Below are 16,396 nucleotides of genomic sequence, written 5' to 3'. Positions count from 1 at the left end.
GATGGTTGCGGGGGTAGGATTTGAACCTACGACCTTCAGGTTATGAGATAGCTACGGGGCGATTTTCACGGTCTTGGACGACTTACTCCAGCGATGGATATTGCACCATATATTTCTGTTTTTATTGATTTATTTTTGCCATCCCTTTACGATGATGAACGATCAGGAACGACGCAATTTCCTCCCGATTGATTCCGATTTGATTCCGGATGTTCCGGAAAAGCCGAGGTGGATGATGGTCAAAATCACGAAGCGTGCGGTCGATGCAGCCGCCCCTGCTGACAAGGAATTCTTCCTGTGGGATGATGAACTGAAAGGCTTTGGCCTGCGCATCTATCCCACCGGCCGAAAGATGTACCTCGCCCAGTTCCGGGCCGGCGGGCGCCTGCGGCGGGTCAATATCGGGCTTCATGGCGCCCTAACCCCTGACCAGGCCAGAACCGAGGCGATGAAGCATTTGTCGGAAGTCCGGTTGGGCGGTGATCCGGCCAGCGTCCGCGATCGCAAAAAGGCCTCGCCCACAATGAAAGAATTCGGGCAGCGCTTCCTTGACGAACATGTTGCCATCCACTGCAAGGCAACCACACAGGCCGAATACAAGCGGTCTGTTGAATTGTTCATCAATCCCAAGCTCGGGTCACATCGCCTGATCGACGTGACCCGCGCCGACATCGTCGCTCTCCACGCCTCGATGAAGGACAAGCCCTATCAAGCCAATCGTACCTTGGGCGTATTGTCTGTCATGTTCACGATCGCCAACGACTGGGAAGTGTTGACTGACGGAACCAACCCCTGCTGGAAGGTCAAGCGATACAAGGAAGTGAAGCGCGAGCGTTATTTGACGGAAGATGAGCTCGCGCGCCTGGGACAGGTTTTACGTGACGCGACCAGCGAACCTGAAGCCGTCAACTGCATTCGCCTCCTGCTGCTCACCGGATGCCGCCTCGGCGAGATCCAGACGCTCAAATGGGAGTATGTCGATCGCAAGGCAGGCGTCCTGCGACTGCCGGATTCGAAGACAGGCGCCAAACTCGTGCCGGTGGGCGATTCCGTGTTCGAGGTCCTGGATGGCATCAAGAAAATCGACAAGAACCCTTATGTCATCACAGGCTATGTCGAGGGGCGGCATTTGACCGACATGCAGCACCCTTGGCGACGCATCCGCAAACGAGCACGTCTGGAGGATGTACGCATTCATGATCTACGTCACAGCTTTGCTTCGGATGCGCTCGAACTCGGTGAAGACCTGACGATGATCGGCAAGCTTTTGGGCCACACCCAGGTCCAGACGACGGCCCGCTACGCTCATCTCAAAACGGCCCCAGTCAGGACGGCGGCGAACTCCGTTTCAGCTGCGATCGCGATGGCGCTCACCAAGCCTGTCCAAGCCAGCAATGATTCGGAGCAGGAAGAAGCAGCCTGACCGCCAGCGAGATATACATTTTGCGTTGGAATAGGCCCATGGCCAGCCCCGATCGCACCTCATCGAACGAGAAGGCCTGATGGCGCCTTCGGGTCACGAAAACTGAGCGTAATGATGATAGCCGATTTCCAGCGCTTTGCGCTTCGCCCCTTCATACCATTCGGTGACATTTTCGTATCGGCAGTCGATTGGATCCTCCACCTGTCCGTCGGGCTGAAGAATTGCAGGCAAATCATTGCGGCCATCATCCACGCCGTCCACCGTCCAGGGATGAAGATATCCGTCACCGCTGATTGACCAGCCCATCACTGCCTTCTTGTAATATCCGCCGACCTCGTTTTCTGATGCCCACCAAATTCCCAGCACATATGTCTCTGGAGCTGCGGGGACAAAGGATTGAGGGGTCCGGACAAGGGCCCTGTCCCATTGTGCCTCGTCGATGATGATTTCTTCATCCGAGTTTCGTAAAAATATCTGTACGCTGCCGTTCCCTAAATCCTTAACCGATCCGACATCCGCGACGGCATATTGCTTCTTGTCATTTCCGGAAAAGAACACTCCCGATCACTCCCTGTTACGTTCAAAATAAGCTATCCCGATACCGCTCTACCGCCGTTGCCACACGATCGGATATTTCAGGAAACAGGAAATCCATCAACGTCCTGACGCTGTCCTCTGGCTGAAACACCGGATCGTCGCGCTTGATACGACTGAATATCCCTTCGGCTCCCTTCAGTCTCTCACGCCATTTGCCGCTGCTATCCTGTTTGTTCAGAAGATCGACATGACCGTAAGCATCGACCGCGCTATAAAAAGCGATGAACAGACTTGGATAAGCCTCCGCGACCTGATGCGCGACCTGCACCAGCTTGGAGAATTTGTAACCCACCGGCTTTCCATCCCGCGCACTGTAGAGCGCGGATAGCATGACTCGCGTGGCTTCGTGGCTGTCGGGAAATTCGGGCAGATCTATCCCCCGACGTTCATATCGTTCCCGCAATTGCTCCCAGGTCGCACGATTTTCCGGCGTGTGGCGAAACGATCGGCCATGCTCCATCCAGAATTCGTGGAGGTCGGCCTGATCGATACGTATCGCCATGACCTTGGCATCATCGGCCTCCTTCTGGATCGCTGCGCGCAATCCGGCCTCGGCTGCCTGAAAGTCGAACAGGAAAAGCCGCTGCCCCTCCCGGTCCTGCGTAAGGTCAGCGAAGGCCACCACCTTCTCTTCCCAGGCATCAGTAACCTGCGCGCCGTCCCTGACCGGGATCCGATGATGGCAGCGAATGTGGAAGATGCCAGTCCGTTCGGAAAGTTCGGTCGTTTCCTCATCAACGATGAAAATATTGGAATTGTTGGAATAGAGCAGATCGTCTGTGGTGAGACGTCGATAGCCGGCATCGAAAGACCCAAACACCCAGACCAGCAGACCTCCCTCACTTCGATAGAAGGAGCGGCGCCCGGCGACTACGCTGAGGAAGGTCGTGGAAAGTTGCACCTCGAACGCGATCTTGCCTTGCGGATGTGCGGCCTGAACATCCGGCCGCCGGAAGCGCCTCGAATCGGTGCCTTTCCAGTTCCGTTCAACCGCAATGTCAGAAAAGACAATATCCGCCCTCAGGCTGCGCTCAATCAGGCTCTTGATATGTTTGTGCGGCGCGCTCTCGCGCAGGCCATGATATTTCCGCGCCGTGATCTCTTCCGCCGTCAGTGCCGATCGGGTTTTTGCGGAACAGGATTCGTCTTCCTCCGATCGATGCCGAAAGAAAAACCGCTTATCCGGCGTCGACACAAGATAGACGGGCGTGAGGCATTCCGAGCAAAGGTAGCGCGGACTGCCGCTGTTCATACGCTCCACGATCTGGACCCGGTTGTCGACCAGATCCTGATAGAACTGGCCGCCTATGACGGCCTTGGCGTTCGGAATCTCGCCGAGGTCAAGATCGATGACCTGATCGATCTGCGCATCCTCGACAGGCGTCGCATAGTCATAGCCCTCTACCGTCACGTTGTTCAGCCGCATAACGACAAACTATCATCAGGCGCCCTCAGAACAAGTCAGGAACGATAGCGCTGTTGGAATTCGGTGATGACTGAATCGCTGGCCGATGTGCCATGCGCCGGTTAGAGATTTTCGTGCCTAGGTTTGGGCGATCATGAGCGTAGTGCAACAGGATAGCCACCATCATCGGCATCAGCACCACAGACTTGCTCTCGTACAGGGCTCTCGCGGCCTCCCCGCGGGTTCGGAGTCCCTGCTAAAACCCCGTCATGCCCTGACACGGATACGTTGACGCAGGCGTTCGTACAGCGGCACTTCGGCTTCGTGCGAAATTTCAACGGTCACAGCGAAGGCCTGCTGGCCCTCGTCACCAGCCCAGCCACCGGCACATCGCACCACGAGATAGTAATTGTCGCCATAGCCCCTGATATTGCGTGAGAAGCTGACACTGGCACATTGCAGGCTCGATTTTTCCCGAACCGTCGAACTGGGCAGCAGCTTGCAGTTGTAGCGAGCTTCCATCTCAGGGAACGGCGCTTCATCGGCTGTACGCCGCCGGAAATGCTCGAAGATCATGTCGGGGTCGCAGCCCCTGATGAGCCGGAAGCCCATCGATACGCCATTATAATCGAGCCGGCTGTGGCGCACAGGCGGATCAAAAGCCAGGCTCACACGGATGGTGCGGCGGCCCCGTTCAGTCTGGAACAGCTCCGGGATCGGGATCTGGTAGACCGCGAAATGGTCGATCGCGAGCTCATCCTCGGCATAGAGGATCACCCGCGAATCGTCGGAAAAGGCGGCCCGTTCCGCATCGACCCGTCCATGACCGAACAGCGCTCGACCAGCGGTATCTCCCAGGAGAGCCAGGCGACGAACGCTCTCGGGCGGAGCGACCGCGCTAGTGGCGAGCAGGGCGCGAACGAGGTTGGCAGATGCGTCGGGAAAGCGCGCCAGGATCTGGCTTGCCTTGAACGCAACGAGAGGCGCGGCATGGGATGTGCCCGATCGCGCCGCGAAGAGCCGGTCGACAGGACGGTAGTGGAGCGACATCACGCCGGCTTCGGGCCGTACTTCGCCGCCCTGGAGGGAGGCGGTGGGGCCATCGTAGATCAGCGTACCGCCAATGTCGGTAAAGTCGGGTTTGATCGCACCGCGCACGCCAGGACCAGCGCGCGAGAATGGCGAGGGCTCAAACGCTTCGGTGATCGGACGCACCCCGACATTGTCCTGAGCGCGGGTGCTAAGACCATTGCTATGCGCGACGGAACCAACAGTGACGATGTTCATGCCGCCGGCCGGTTCGCACAGCCGGTTCTCCGGCTCCATGAGGTAGCCTGGATAGTCGGTGACTGACTCTTCGATGCGCATTCCGCGCCGTGGCTGACGGTTGCCGGCCGCGACGATGATGACGATATCCAGTTCGCGGACCAGTTCATCGAGCGTCTGCGCCCAGGGACCAACCTTGCCGCCTTCGACGACCTTGGTGCGATCACCGAGCGAAATGACAAAAATCCGGCAACCGAATTGCTCATGAAGCCCGGTGATCGCCTCGCGCATCAGCTTTGGCGTGAGACGCCGGTTGGGGAAATTGCCGGTGTGGTCGATCACCTTGGCTGAACACAGGCGCGCGTGCCGGACCAGTTCTCCAGCACCCAATTGCGCGCGCAGATCGCCGAAGGTCGCGATACCCCCGACAAAGGTTCCATGCCCATGGTCATCGGCTGTACCCAGCGTATCCGGCACGGCGATCGACCCGACGATGATATCCTCGATCAAAGGATGGTCATTGATCCCGCTGTCGATGATCCCGATGAGCGGCGCATTCTCGTCGAGATCCTCCACATCCGGCACATCGCCCAGCGCATCGTCGATGTGTTGTGCCGCGAGCAGATCCGGCTCGGGAGGCAGATCGACCTCGGCGATTTCCTCAATTGACAGAAGGGTGCGCGCAATTGCGCCATCGCACTGAAGCCGGACGAGCGTGAGATTGGGACCAATATGCCGGTCGAGCTCCTCGGCGCCCCGCGCCTCTGCATAGCGAACGATGTCGTCGATCTTGCGCTCGCGCAAAGCCCGGGCGCCAAGATCCCAGAGCTCGATATCAACCATGTACGCCTCGCCGACCTGGAAATCATCAACATCGACCAGGCCCGCTTCGCGGGCTCGCATGCCAATGCGATCGCGCGGCGCGACTTCGGCAATCGTCTCCACATTGGCAATGAACGAAGAGAAAGCCGGGTTCTGCCGGCCAGGCTGGACGCCCTGGCCATAGGCATCGAGCTTGCGTTGGAACTCGGTCAATTCATCGTTCGAAGAGAAGAGGACGAGTGTGCGATCCTCGTCGCTCGACAGAACGGTCAGGCCGACACGATTCCATTCCTCCTCGAGCAAAGGTCCGCTCATCCGGACCCGCAGGATCAACGACGGATCGACCGCATCGGGGCGACGACGCTGCCGTTGGGCGGCTACGGCCTGACCGAGCTCCTGACCCAGGCGATCACTGTGCCCGCGCGGATTGCGCTGGGGAGGAGGCCCACCGCCACCATTCTTGCGGCGGGGCAGGCGTTCGGGCAGCCGCAACAGCTGCAGGTGATCATAACGCGCCACGCGGCGGGGGTCAGGAGGTCATTCGGTCGGCTCTGCGCCGACGGCGTCGTTCATCGGCGATGGCATGAAGGAAATCCTGCTCCCTGACCTGTTTTCGTTTGTCGATCACCGACGCCTTGATCGCCTGGATGCAGATGCGATCCAGCTCGGCATAGGAATAGCCCGAAAGCTCTCCAATATGTGTTTGCGGGTCGAAAGCCAGCGCGACATTCTTGAACTTCATCGTGAGAAAACGCGCGATCATGCGGGTTTCGGGTGGATCGAACCAGATCACCTCATCGAAGCGTCGCCAGATAGCCGGATCAAGCGATTGATCGAGATTGGTGGCTGCGACCAGAAAACCCTTGGGCTCGATCCGGTCGATGAAGATCAGCAGACTGTTGACGACGCGCCGCAGCTCATTGTGCTCGCCCCCGTCCTCGCGGGCGCGGGCTAGCGCATCAAATTCGTCGAAGAAAAGGACCGTGGGCTGCTTGCGAGCGAACTCGAACAGCTTGCGGACATTGGTCGCGGTCTCGCCCAGATAGGAGGAGATCAGGCGGTCAAGCTTGACGATGTAGAGCGGCATGCCGAGCTCGGCTGCAAATATCTCCGCGCAGAGCGTCTTGCCGCAGCCCGGAGGGCCGCAAAACAACAGCTTGGAACGAACAGGCAAGCCGCGACGACGGACATCATCGGCCCGCCGAAACTCCCGCAGAAGATCGAGGAAAATGCGGATATTCTCACTCGACAGGATGATATCCTGCTTGTTGTGCGTCGGCTCCACCAGTTCGATGAAGTCGCCTGCGGCTTCAGGGAAAGGAATGAGCGGCGCCAGCGCCTTGGGTTTAGTCGGGCGCGATGGCGCGGCATCAAGTGAACGGCGGAGGGAGCGCGCGAGTACGCGATTGTTTTTCTTCTCTTCCTCACTGATGATCTGCTCGGCAACGGCACGGAACTCCTCATCCTTGCCGTAGCTGGCCAGCAATTTCTTCATCAGTTCACCGCGCGCCATGGGTCCGTATAAGCCTTTCCTTGTGCCGCAAGCATAGCCGGATTTCCTGAATCTGCCATGATTTCCTGCATCGGAACATGATAAATCCCGACTACGAAAGGCCGCCACGCCGGGGGAAGCGTGACGGCCTTTCCCGCATGCGGCGGGCGGTCCAAGGGTTTGTGGCTCTGCTAGCCCCGCGGATCAGCGCGAGACCGTGGCCGTGCTCGTGGCCGTGCTCGTGGCCGCACCCCGGACCGCCGACGCGCTGATACTGTTGCCGAAAAGGTAGATCCGGCTTTTCGTTGCCATCGTGCAGGCCAGACTGACGGCCAGGGCCGTAACGTGCGACGGAGGCATCTGGCCGTTCTAGACACTGAGCCTTCCGATGACAATCATGCCCCGTCTCCATCGGCCAGCCCGCTGCCGATCGGTCCCTTCCTCTGACCTCCGAAGCCTTCGCCGGCATCGGTCGCGTGGCCGTCACCGAGAGAAGATTGGCGTCGGCGCTATTGGCCGTGGCCACCATCAGCACCGCATCAAGCGACAGACCTAACGAATGATGTTTTATACATCTATATTAAAGATCATATTTGATTTTTGGCGATCTAAAATCTAGTTATAGCAGATGGTCGGTCTCCCTGCCTTTCTGACGCGCGCGATCTGCATTGCTGCCTGGTCATGACCGACGCTGCGGGCGATCTGCCAGACCTCGACATGGATCTGTTCTACGACGTCGTCTTCGCCATGGGGTTCGACCGACCTGAGCCAGGCTTCTCCCGTCAGCAGCCATCCGCGCGCGGAGGCCACATCCCCATTGCACTCGATGCGCCGTTCGGCGAGCGTGGGCCGATGCTGTTTCGCTTCGGCGACATGCTCTCGCTCCTGTTCAACTGGTCGACGGTTCAGAGTGGCATGCGTGTCAGCGATCCCGATCATCTCCTATTCGACTATACGCGGATGATGATGGCGTTCCGGCTGTTCCGTCCCGATCCTTGCCGGATCGAAATGATCGGCTTTGGCGGCGGCTCACTGGCCAAGGCCTGCTACCGCGCCTTGCCCGATTGCGACATTAGCGTGGTGGAGATCGATCCTCAGGTGATTGCGCTGCGCGAACGGTTCCGCATCCCCGATGACGACCACAGGTTCCGGGTCATCCACGCGGATGGGGTGGAGTTCGTGTCGAAAGATCCGGGCCGTCCCGACGTGCTGCTGGTTGACGGCTTCGACAGCCGTGGCCTTCCTAAAAGCCTGAGTACGGCGCAGTTTTATTCGGCCTGCCGCGCGCGCCTGAGCCCAGATGGGCTGCTCGTCGCCAACCTGTGCAACAATTTTCTGTCCTACTCCAGGCTGCTGCGTCGGATCCGTGCCGCCTTCAACGGCCAGGCGCTCTCCGTCGTCGCGGAAAATGGCGGCAATCGCATCGTGTTCGCAAGCGCCGACCCGACCTTTCCGCCTACTAGCTCGCCTTTCCAGAGCCTTCCCGATCGACTGCTCGCCGATCGCACGATCGACTACGGCGCCAAGCAGCGCCGGATCGGGCCCGCGCTGCGGCGCTGGCACGTCAAGGCGGGGGTCTGAGCCTGCCTTACGCGAATGATCGTGCCTTCTCGCTTTTCAGCCTTGCCATTTGATGTTTTATATATCACCCCGGCGCGATGATCACATCCCAACAGATGCGTGCGGCCAGAGCGATGCTCGGTATCGACCAACGCGGACTCTCCGAGATTTCCGGCGTTTCACTGCCCACGATCCAGCGTATGGAGGCCTCCGATGGGCAGGTACGCGGTGTGGTGGGCACAGTGATGAAGGTCATCAGCGCGATCGAAAGTGCCGGGATCGAACTTCTGGGTGAGAATGCACCAAGCGCAGGGCTTGGGCGAGGCGTGCGACTGCGCGAGACGCGCAGCGGCGAGGCGCCCCGCGAAAAGCTCACGCTCTTTTACGACAAGGCCCCCCTTCCCGATCCCGACTGATCGACCTCTTCGCGTTGATCGGGGGAACTGCTGGAGAGATCGAAGAACGCGGTGCGCCCAAGCCCTTTGGTCGAACGGCTAGCCTCTCTTCCGAACAAACTCCGCCCGCAGTACCAAGCCTTTGATCCCTTCGTAACGGCAGTCGATTTCCTGCGGATCGCCCGTCAGGCGGATCGACTTGATCAACGTGCCGCGCTTGAGCGTCTGGCCTGCGCCTTTGACCTCGAGATCCTTGATCAGAGTCACCTGATCGCCGTCGGCAAGCAGATTTCCAACAGCATCGCGCACTTCAATCCGCCCGGCGGAGGCTCTGCGCTCGGCCAGTTCCGAGGCAGGCATCCATTCCCCGGATTCGTCGTCATACACATATTCGTCATCACTCATCGGATTCTCCAAAGTTCAGTTGAGCCCGTCAGGCGGGCAAAAGGTCTCAGTTCGATCACGGCGGCAGGCCGGCTTTCGTGAAACCAGAATGCTAAACCAACATCGTGCCATTCCATGCGCGGTCGCGGCCATCTGAACTGTCAGCTGGATGTGCCGGCAATCCGGACCAACTTGTGGCGGGCGCCGCCGCCGCGAAGAAGTTCGAGGCTCGAGACAGGCTGCTTGAGCGCATCGGCGAGAAGACGCAACACGGCCTCATTGGCCTTGCCGTCTTCAGGCGTCGCGGTGACGCGAAGCTGAAGGACGCCATTGTCCTTGTCGGCAGGCATCTGGACAGCGTCGGCAGACGCATTGGGCGTCACCCGAATGGACAGCCGCCCTGCCTCATCGGCCAATGCGCGGATTTCATCGGGCGAAGGGAAAAGGGTCCGTCGACGCGCCATCAGTTTACTCGTCCTCCCAGCTGGCCGTTCCCACATGGGCCGCAACGCCGCAACGCCCATGCGGAACATCCGCGATTGCCATCAATGATGGGCATGCGCGGCATCGTCGCGCGACAGCCGCTCGATGACGAGAGCGATCCCCTGGCCGCCGCCGATGCACATGGTCACGAGTCCATAGCGCCCACCGATGCGTTCCAGCTCATGGAGCGCCTTGATAGTGATGATCGCGCCTGTCGCACCCACAGGATGGCCAAGGCCTATACCGCTGCCGTTCGGATTGACCTTTTCCGGCGGGAAATCGAGCAACTTGGCGACCGCGCAAGCCTGGGCGGCAAAGGCTTCGTTGGCCTCGATCACATCGATGTCATCCAGCGAAAGGCCTGCGCGCTTGAGGGCGATGGGAACGGCTTCGACCGGCCCCAGCCCCATGACCTCGGGTGCAACGCCCGCATGTCCCCAACTCACGATACGCGCGCGCGGCGTAAGGCCCCTTGCCTTGGCGGCCTCGGCCGAAGCCAGCACCAGCGCCGCGCCGCCATCGTTGATCCCGCTGGCGTTGCCGGCCGTGACCGTGCCGCTTTCCTTGCGGAACAGCGGCTTGAGATCGGCCAGCCCCGATGGCGATGTGTCTGCGCGCACATGCTCGTCAACCTTGAACAGGAAGTATCCGCCCCGACGCTTGACCTCGACGGGGACGATCTGCTCGCCGAACCGGTCTTCCTGCTGCGCCAGCGCCGCGCGCCGGTGGCTTTCCGCCGCGAGCGCGTCCTGCTGTTCGCGCGTGATGCCGTGCCGATCGGCGACGTTTTCCGCGGTCACGCCCATGTGGCCTGCGCCAAACGGGTCATTCAGGATGGCCTCCATGGCGTCGATCATGGCTTCGTCGCCCATGCGCTTGCCCCAGCGCATCGCTTTGACGACATAGGGCGACTGGCTCATGCTCTCGACACCGCCGGCGACGGCCATGTCGCATTCGCCCAACATAATCATCTGAGCGACCGAAACGATGGCCTGGACGCTCGATCCGCACAGACGGTTCAGCGTCAAAGCGGGGGTTTTGTCCGGAATGCCGGCCGCGATCGCGGAGATGCGCGACACATAGGCGTCGCGCGGTTCGCTCTGGATGACCTGGCCCATAACCACATGTCCGATATCGGTGGGTTCGATACCGGCCCGCCTGATCGCTTCGGCAATGACGATGCGCCCGAGCTCCCAAGGCGCGACATCCTTCAGGCTGCCCCCGAAATCACCGATGGCGGTACGCGCTCCGGACAGGATCACGACGTCTTTCAAGAATAATACCTTTCGACAGCAAAGGCGCCCGACCGGGCGCACGGACGGATACATGCTTTCGGCTCTCGGGAGCCGGCGGCGAAATCAGGGACGTGGGGGCTCGGGGCTTTCGAGCAAGCGAAGCGCGAGCGCCTGGGCGTTGGCGAAGTCGGCCGCGTAGAAGAGCTTGTCCGAGTGGCCACCGAGGCGGACACGCTCGAGCATGGTTTTTGGCTGTTGCTGGACACCCGAGAGCACGACCTGGGCGCCGGCAATGTGCGCCTGTTCGATGAACTCCCCGAGCGCCTGCACGCCGCTGGCATCGAGCAGGGGCACGAGGCGCATGCGCAGGATGATCACCCTGGGCGACTGGCCGACACGGCGCAGCGTATCGAGAAGTTCGCCGGCGACCCCGAAGAAGAACGGCCCGGTGATGCGAAACACCTCGACGCCTGCCGGCAAGGCATCGCGCTGGTGGACGTCCTCGGAATCGACATCGGGGTCCTGTGTGCCGCTGGCATCGACTTCGACCGTTTCGGCCATATGCGTCATGAACAGCAGCGACGCCAGCGTGACCCCGACGCCGATCGCAACGGTGAGATCGACCAGCACGGTGAGGCCGAAGGTGAGCAGCAGCACAGCCCGGTCGCTATTGGGCATACGCAGCAGGGCGATGAACCGCTCATACTCACTCATGCCCCAGGCGACCATGAACAGGATCGCCGCCAGTGCCGTCATCGGCACGAAGGCCATGAGCTTCACCCCGAACACGACGAACAGCAGCAGGAAGACCGCATGCATGATCCCGGCGACCGGGGTCTTGGCCCCGGACCGGATGTTGGTCGCCGTGCGGGCGATCGCCCCGGTAGCAGGAAGGCCGCCGAACAGGGCCGAACCAAGATTGGCGACACCCTGACCGATCAGTTCCTGATTGGAGCGATGCCGGGTTCCGGCCATGCCGTCGGCGACGACCGCGGAGAGCAGCGCCTCGATGCCGGCCAGAAAGGCGATGGTGAACGCCGAAGGCAGCACGGCGTTGAGCTTGGCGAGAGAGATCGCCGGCAGCGCAGGCATCGGCAGGCCGGCGGGAATGTCCGGAAAACGAGAACCGATCGTGTCGACCGGCAGCTTGAGCACGGCAACGGCGACCGAACTGACCACCACCGCGATCAGGAATCCGGGAAGCTTGGGCGCGAACTTGCGCAGGACGATGATGATCGCCAGCGCGCCGGCGCCGACCGCAACGGTGGCGGCATGGATGGTCGATATGGCCCCAAGATAGGCCTGCCATTTGGGAATGAAGTCGGCCGGCACCTTGTCGATAGCGAGCCCCAGAAAATCCTTCACCTGGCTCGAGGCGATGATGACCGCGATCCCGGCGGTGAACCCGGTCACAACGGGATGGGGAATATATTTGATCAGCCGTCCGAGACGGAAAACGCCGGCGGCGATCAGGATCAAGCCGGCAAGCAGGGTGGCGACGAGCAGGCCATCATAGCCGTGCTGGGCGATGACGTTGAAGATGACGACAACGAAGGCGCCGGTCGGGCCGCCGACCTGAACGCGCGACCCGCCAAGCGCGGAGATCAGGAAGCCGGCGACGACGGCCGTGACGAGCCCCTTGTCGGGCGATGCGCCGCTGGCGATGCCAAGCGCCATCGCCAGCGGCAAGGCCACGATCGCAACGGTCAGGCCGGCTATCGCGTCACGCCAGAAAGTAGCCGGCGCGTAACCCTCGCGCAGGACGGTCACCAGCTTGGGCGTGTAGGAGGCCGTCATGGTTGAGTTTCCCTGGCGACCGCCTTGTCATACAGGATCGACTGGCTGAGCCCGATGCGTTTGCCGTCAACCCTTTCGCTCAGGCGGACGCCGCGCCCGGTTGCTGTGCTCGGCGCGTTTTCCCCGATGATCTCGATGCCCGCCCCCTCGAGCGCGGTGATCACTTTCACCAGCGTATCGACCACCCCGCGCACCTGCCCATCCGAGGATTCCATGCGCTGAATGGTTGGCAGGGACAGTCCGGCGAGTTCAGCGAGCTGGCGCTGGTCGAGCCCGAGAAGGGCACGCGCGGCGCGCATTTGCTGCGATGTGATCATAATGGCCTCATGATGTTTAATACATCAAAATGTAGGATTAACAATTTAATGTGCGGTTGTATATATGCTTTATGCCATCCATTGAATCATCTTCTGCGGTCGTCAGTCCCGCAGATGCCGCGAACGCCGGGCGTTTGCCGGTGAACGGCATTGGCGTTCATCTGCGGCTTCTCCCGGCCTTGGCGGAAGATTTCAGGCCAGGGGATTTCCGGATCGTGGTGACGTTCCATCTTGCCGATGGAACTCTTGGCGAGGCCGAACTCAAACCCCATGAGGCGGCCGGTCTCATGTCGGAACTCGCCAAGGCCATCGACAGAGGCAATCATGCGGCATCGGGCATCACGCCGCGCGAAGCGCGCGAGAACCGTCATGCCTGATCGCCGCATCCGAAAGTCTTCGTCGCGCTTGCGACCGGAAACCAAAAATCATCGCGTCGGAGCCGTCGCCAGCGCGCTTCCGCAAACCGCTGACCGGGTCCGGCGTCCGAGATTGTCGCCCCGCTATGGGCCTCCCGATCCCGCCAGCGATTGAAACGTCACTCCCTCCCCCATCATCAGACCAGAGAGGCACCGACCGCATGACCATGACCCTCACCCGGCCGCAAGCCGCCATCAAACCCGGCGCCCTGCTGCATGAGAATCTCGATACGCCGCAGCTGGTGGAACGCGCCTTGCAGCGCAGCGAAGGTCTCATGTCCGAACATGGCGCCCTGGTGGTCGAGACCGGCAAGCACACCGGGCGCTCGGCGCAGGACAAGTTCATCGTTCGCGACGCCGAGACCAAGAACGATGTCTGGTGGGGGGCCTCGAACAAGCCGATGACCGGAGAAGCCTTCGAAAAGCTCCGCGAGGATTTCACCAGGCATCTCGGCACGCTGGACGAGGTGTTCGTGCAGGATCTCTTCGGCGGTTCGCAGCCTGAATATCGCGTCGGCGTGCGGATCTTCACCGAACTGGCCTGGCATTCGGCTTTCGTGCGCACCATGCTGGTGCGGCCGACCGCGGACGAGCTGCGCGACTTCCAGGCGGACTACACCATCATCGACCTGCCGAGCTTCCGGGCCGATCCCGAACGGCATGGCTGTCGTTCCAAGACGGTGATCGCCATCGACTTCATGAACAAGCTGATCCTGATCGGCGGCACCGGCTACGCCGGCGAGATGAAGAAGGCGGTCTTCACGATCCTCAACTATGTCCTGCCCAGGCAGGGCGTGATGCCCATGCATTGCTCGGCCAATATCGGCCCCGACGGCGACACCGCGATCTTCTTCGGGCTTTCGGGCACGGGCAAGACCACATTGTCCGCCGACGCCTCGCGCACGCTGATCGGCGACGACGAGCATGGTTGGTCGGACACCGCCGTCTTCAATTTCGAGGGTGGCTGCTATGCCAAGATGATCCGCCTGTCGGCTGAAGCCGAACCGGAGATCTACGCCACGACGCGGCGCTTCGGGACCATCCTCGAAAACGTCGTCATGGATCCCGAGACCCGGACGCTCGACCTTGATGATGCCTCGCTCGCCGAGAACAGCCGCGGCGCCTATCCGATCCATTTCATTCCCAATTCCTCCTCCGAGAACATGGGACCAGTGCCCAAGAACATCATCATGCTGACGGCCGACGCCTTCGGCGTGCTGCCGCCGATCGCCCATCTCACGCCCGAACAGGCGATGTACCACTTCCTGTCCGGTTACACGGCCAAGGTGGCGGGGACCGAACTGGGTGTGACCGAACCCGAAGCCACTTTCTCGACCTGCTTCGGCGCCCCGTTCATGCCGCGCCATCCCAGCGTCTATGGCAACCTGCTGCGCCGGCGCATCGCCAAGGGCGGGGTCGATTGCTGGCTGGTCAATACCGGCTGGACCGGTGGCCAGTACGGCACCGGCTCGCGGATGCCGATCAAGGTGACCCGCGCGCTGCTGGGTGCCGCGCTGTCGGGCAAACTCAAGCGGGCGGAGTTCCGGATCGACCCCAATTTCGGCTTCGCGGTGCCGATCGCGGTGGAAGGCGTCGACAGCACGATACTCGATCCGCGCGCGACATGGGCAAAGGCCGAAGACTATGATCAGGCGGCACGCGGCCTCGCCGACCGTTTCCGCCGCAATTTCACGCAATTCGTCGCGCATGTCGACGAGAGCATCCGGGCTGCCGCGCCTCCCGGGATGTTTAATGCCTGATCTTATGCGCTCTCCCTTTGACACATTTGCAGAAGAGACAAAGTCCGCCACCTCGCCTGAAGCCGGCCCGGTGACCACAGCGGTCATCCTGCCTGCTTCGGGCTGGACGGCAATCTCGCGTGGCTTGCGCGGGCGCTGTCCCCGCTGCGGCGAGGCGCGCCTGTTCGGGCGCTTTCTCAAACCCATCCCGCGCTGCGTGCGGTGCGACCAGGACTGGACGCACCAACAGGCGGATGACTTTCCCGCCTATGTCTCGATCTTCGTGACCGGGCACCTGATGGCGCCGCTGATCATCGCCCTGGCCCGCGACGCGGACCTGTCCGTATCGGCCATGGTGGCCATCGTCCTGCCGCTCGCCATCCTCCTGATGATCGGGCTCCTGCAACCGGCCAAGGGCGTCATCATCGCCGTGCAGTGGTGGTTCGGCATGCACGGCTTCCAGAAGGAGCGCCCGGGACAGAGCCCGGACGACGCCGAAGCATGACGATAGAATTACGCACGCTTGTCCCAGGCGAAGTCGGCGATGCCGCAAGGCTGTGGGACGCGTGCGGACTGACCAGGCCCTGGAACGATGCCGCGGCGGATGCCCGCAAGGCGCTCGATGGCCCCGCCTCCACGATCATCGGGGCCTTCGCCGGACCACGCCTGATTGGGACGGCGATGTGCGGATGGGACGGGCATCGCGGCTGGATCTATTATCTGGGCGTCGATGCCGATTTCCGGCGCTGGGGGATCGGCCGCAAGCTCATCGGGCACTGCGAGGAATGGCTCGGCCGGTTCGGCGCGCTCAAGGTCCAGCTCATGGTTCGCGCCGACAATGCAGATGCTGCACGTTTCTATGAAGCGATCGGCTATGATGAAGACGCATTCCGGTTCTTCTATCGCCGCATCACTCGCGAGTGTCATCGCGAGCAGCAATCCGAAGCACCCTGAACGGTCTGGCCGAGTGATGCTTCAGGCCTGCGGCCGGTGGCGTCTGGCAACCTGCGCGGCTGATCCGAGCCGGTGGTACTTTTTCAGGCAGACAATATTTGGAGTAACAGG

Annotated in this window: 16 protein-coding genes; 7 read left to right on the top strand and 9 right to left on the bottom strand. The window is 61.3% G+C overall.

Going from position 1 to position 16,396, the window contains the following annotated elements:
• Window positions 1-73 precede the first annotated feature (73 nt).
• Window positions 74-1,423, top strand: coding sequence for a site-specific integrase (locus tag ACODRZ_RS24620; protein WP_006963536.1), 1,350 nt, complete (start codon window positions 74-76; stop codon window positions 1,421-1,423).
• Window positions 1,424-1,516: 93 nt separating this feature from the next.
• On the opposite strand, the gene ACODRZ_RS24615 is transcribed toward ACODRZ_RS24620, so the two are convergent.
• From ACODRZ_RS24615 to ACODRZ_RS24600, 4 genes are all read right to left on the bottom strand, one after another.
• Window positions 1,517-1,981 carry a hypothetical protein gene (locus ACODRZ_RS24615; protein WP_037491793.1) on the bottom strand — a complete coding sequence of 155 codons (465 nt, stop codon included), beginning with the start codon at window positions 1,979-1,981 and terminating at the stop codon, window positions 1,517-1,519.
• A gap of 22 nt (window positions 1,982-2,003) precedes the next feature.
• Complete coding sequence (locus tag ACODRZ_RS24610) at window positions 2,004-3,446, bottom strand: DUF6035 family protein (RefSeq protein WP_006963525.1); 1,443 nt, start codon at window positions 3,444-3,446, stop codon at window positions 2,004-2,006.
• Between the two features lie 246 nt (window positions 3,447-3,692).
• A complete protein-coding gene (locus ACODRZ_RS24605) occupies window positions 3,693-6,032 on the bottom strand; it encodes a S8 family peptidase (protein WP_006963523.1) in 2,340 nt (779 codons plus the stop codon).
• Between the two features lie 10 nt (window positions 6,033-6,042).
• Window positions 6,043-7,026 (bottom strand): AAA family ATPase, encoded by a 984-nt coding sequence (locus tag ACODRZ_RS24600; protein WP_006963521.1) that lies wholly within the window; start codon window positions 7,024-7,026, stop codon window positions 6,043-6,045.
• A 660-nt stretch (window positions 7,027-7,686) separates the two neighbouring features.
• Between ACODRZ_RS24600 and ACODRZ_RS24595 the strand changes: the two genes are divergently transcribed.
• Window positions 7,687-8,586, top strand: coding sequence for a fused MFS/spermidine synthase (locus ACODRZ_RS24595; protein ID WP_037491791.1), 900 nt, complete (start codon window positions 7,687-7,689; stop codon window positions 8,584-8,586).
• A 77-nt stretch (window positions 8,587-8,663) separates the two neighbouring features.
• On the top strand, window positions 8,664-8,981 hold the full coding sequence (locus ACODRZ_RS24590; protein ID WP_037491789.1) for a helix-turn-helix domain-containing protein: 318 nt from the start codon (window positions 8,664-8,666) through the stop codon (window positions 8,979-8,981).
• A 78-nt stretch (window positions 8,982-9,059) separates the two neighbouring features.
• Here the strand turns inward: ACODRZ_RS24590 and ACODRZ_RS24585 are convergent, their stop codons facing one another.
• The 5 genes from ACODRZ_RS24585 to ACODRZ_RS24565 all read right to left on the bottom strand — a co-directional run bounded on the left by ACODRZ_RS24585 (window position 9,060) and on the right by ACODRZ_RS24565 (window position 13,176).
• On the bottom strand, window positions 9,060-9,365 hold the full coding sequence (locus tag ACODRZ_RS24585; RefSeq protein ID WP_006963513.1) for an alkylphosphonate utilization protein: 306 nt from the start codon (window positions 9,363-9,365) through the stop codon (window positions 9,060-9,062).
• 140 nt (window positions 9,366-9,505) lie between these two features.
• Window positions 9,506-9,808, bottom strand: coding sequence for a DUF167 domain-containing protein (locus ACODRZ_RS24580; protein WP_006963512.1), 303 nt, complete (start codon window positions 9,806-9,808; stop codon window positions 9,506-9,508).
• Window positions 9,809-9,889: 81 nt separating this feature from the next.
• On the bottom strand, window positions 9,890-11,101 hold the full coding sequence (gene bktB, locus ACODRZ_RS24575; RefSeq protein ID WP_037491786.1) for a beta-ketothiolase BktB: 1,212 nt from the start codon (window positions 11,099-11,101) through the stop codon (window positions 9,890-9,892).
• Window positions 11,102-11,185: 84 nt separating this feature from the next.
• A complete protein-coding gene (locus ACODRZ_RS24570; RefSeq protein ID WP_006963510.1) occupies window positions 11,186-12,859 on the bottom strand; it encodes a SulP family inorganic anion transporter in 1,674 nt (557 codons plus the stop codon).
• Window positions 12,856-13,176 carry a helix-turn-helix domain-containing protein gene (locus ACODRZ_RS24565; RefSeq protein WP_006963508.1) on the bottom strand — a complete coding sequence of 107 codons (321 nt, stop codon included), beginning with the start codon at window positions 13,174-13,176 and terminating at the stop codon, window positions 12,856-12,858. The genes ACODRZ_RS24570 and ACODRZ_RS24565 overlap by 4 nt, the downstream gene beginning before the upstream one ends.
• A 140-nt stretch (window positions 13,177-13,316) precedes the next feature.
• On the opposite strand from ACODRZ_RS24565, the gene ACODRZ_RS24560 reads away from it, so the two are divergent.
• From ACODRZ_RS24560 to ACODRZ_RS24545, 4 genes are all read left to right on the top strand, one after another.
• On the top strand, window positions 13,317-13,553 hold the full coding sequence (locus ACODRZ_RS24560; RefSeq protein ID WP_006963507.1) for a hypothetical protein: 237 nt from the start codon (window positions 13,317-13,319) through the stop codon (window positions 13,551-13,553).
• 200 nt (window positions 13,554-13,753) lie between these two features.
• Window positions 13,754-15,352, top strand: a complete 1,599-nt coding sequence (locus ACODRZ_RS24555; protein ID WP_006963506.1) for a phosphoenolpyruvate carboxykinase — start codon at window positions 13,754-13,756, stop codon at window positions 15,350-15,352.
• 70 nt (window positions 15,353-15,422) lie between these two features.
• The gene (locus ACODRZ_RS24550; protein ID WP_006963505.1) at window positions 15,423-15,836 is read left to right on the top strand and encodes a DUF983 domain-containing protein; all 414 of its coding nucleotides are present in this window, start codon (window positions 15,423-15,425) and stop codon (window positions 15,834-15,836) included.
• Window positions 15,833-16,285: a GNAT family acetyltransferase gene (locus tag ACODRZ_RS24545; RefSeq protein WP_006963504.1), complete on the top strand. Its 453-nt coding sequence runs from the start codon at window positions 15,833-15,835 to the stop codon at window positions 16,283-16,285. Before ACODRZ_RS24550 ends, ACODRZ_RS24545 begins: the two co-directional genes overlap by 4 nt.
• Window positions 16,286-16,396 lie beyond the last annotated feature (111 nt).

The organism is Novosphingobium sp. FG90 (genome assembly GCF_057808725.1).
Note: the sequence above shows the minus strand (reverse complement) of the source record. Positions and strands in the feature narration are given on the sequence as shown.

Excerpts from the sequence above, each read along its gene's own strand:
- ACODRZ_RS24590 (WP_037491789.1), top strand. The coding sequence starts at position 8,664 with ATGATCACATCCCAACAGATGCGTGCGGCCAGAGCGATGCTCGGTATC.
- ACODRZ_RS24595 (WP_037491791.1), top strand. The coding sequence starts at position 7,687 with ATGACCGACGCTGCGGGCGATCTGCCAGACCTCGACATGGATCTGTTC.
- ACODRZ_RS24570 (WP_006963510.1), bottom strand. The coding sequence starts at position 12,859 with ATGACGGCCTCCTACACGCCCAAGCTGGTGACCGTCCTGCGCGAGGGT.
- ACODRZ_RS24585 (WP_006963513.1), bottom strand. The coding sequence starts at position 9,365 with ATGAGTGATGACGAATATGTGTATGACGACGAATCCGGGGAATGGATG.
- ACODRZ_RS24580 (WP_006963512.1), bottom strand. The coding sequence starts at position 9,808 with ATGGCGCGTCGACGGACCCTTTTCCCTTCGCCCGATGAAATCCGCGCA.
- ACODRZ_RS24610 (WP_006963525.1), bottom strand. The coding sequence starts at position 3,446 with ATGCGGCTGAACAACGTGACGGTAGAGGGCTATGACTATGCGACGCCT.
- ACODRZ_RS24565 (WP_006963508.1), bottom strand. The coding sequence starts at position 13,176 with ATGATCACATCGCAGCAAATGCGCGCCGCGCGTGCCCTTCTCGGGCTC.
- ACODRZ_RS24600 (WP_006963521.1), bottom strand. The coding sequence starts at position 7,026 with ATGGCGCGCGGTGAACTGATGAAGAAATTGCTGGCCAGCTACGGCAAG.
- ACODRZ_RS24545 (WP_006963504.1), top strand. The coding sequence starts at position 15,833 with ATGACGATAGAATTACGCACGCTTGTCCCAGGCGAAGTCGGCGATGCC.
- ACODRZ_RS24555 (WP_006963506.1), top strand. The coding sequence starts at position 13,754 with ATGACCATGACCCTCACCCGGCCGCAAGCCGCCATCAAACCCGGCGCC.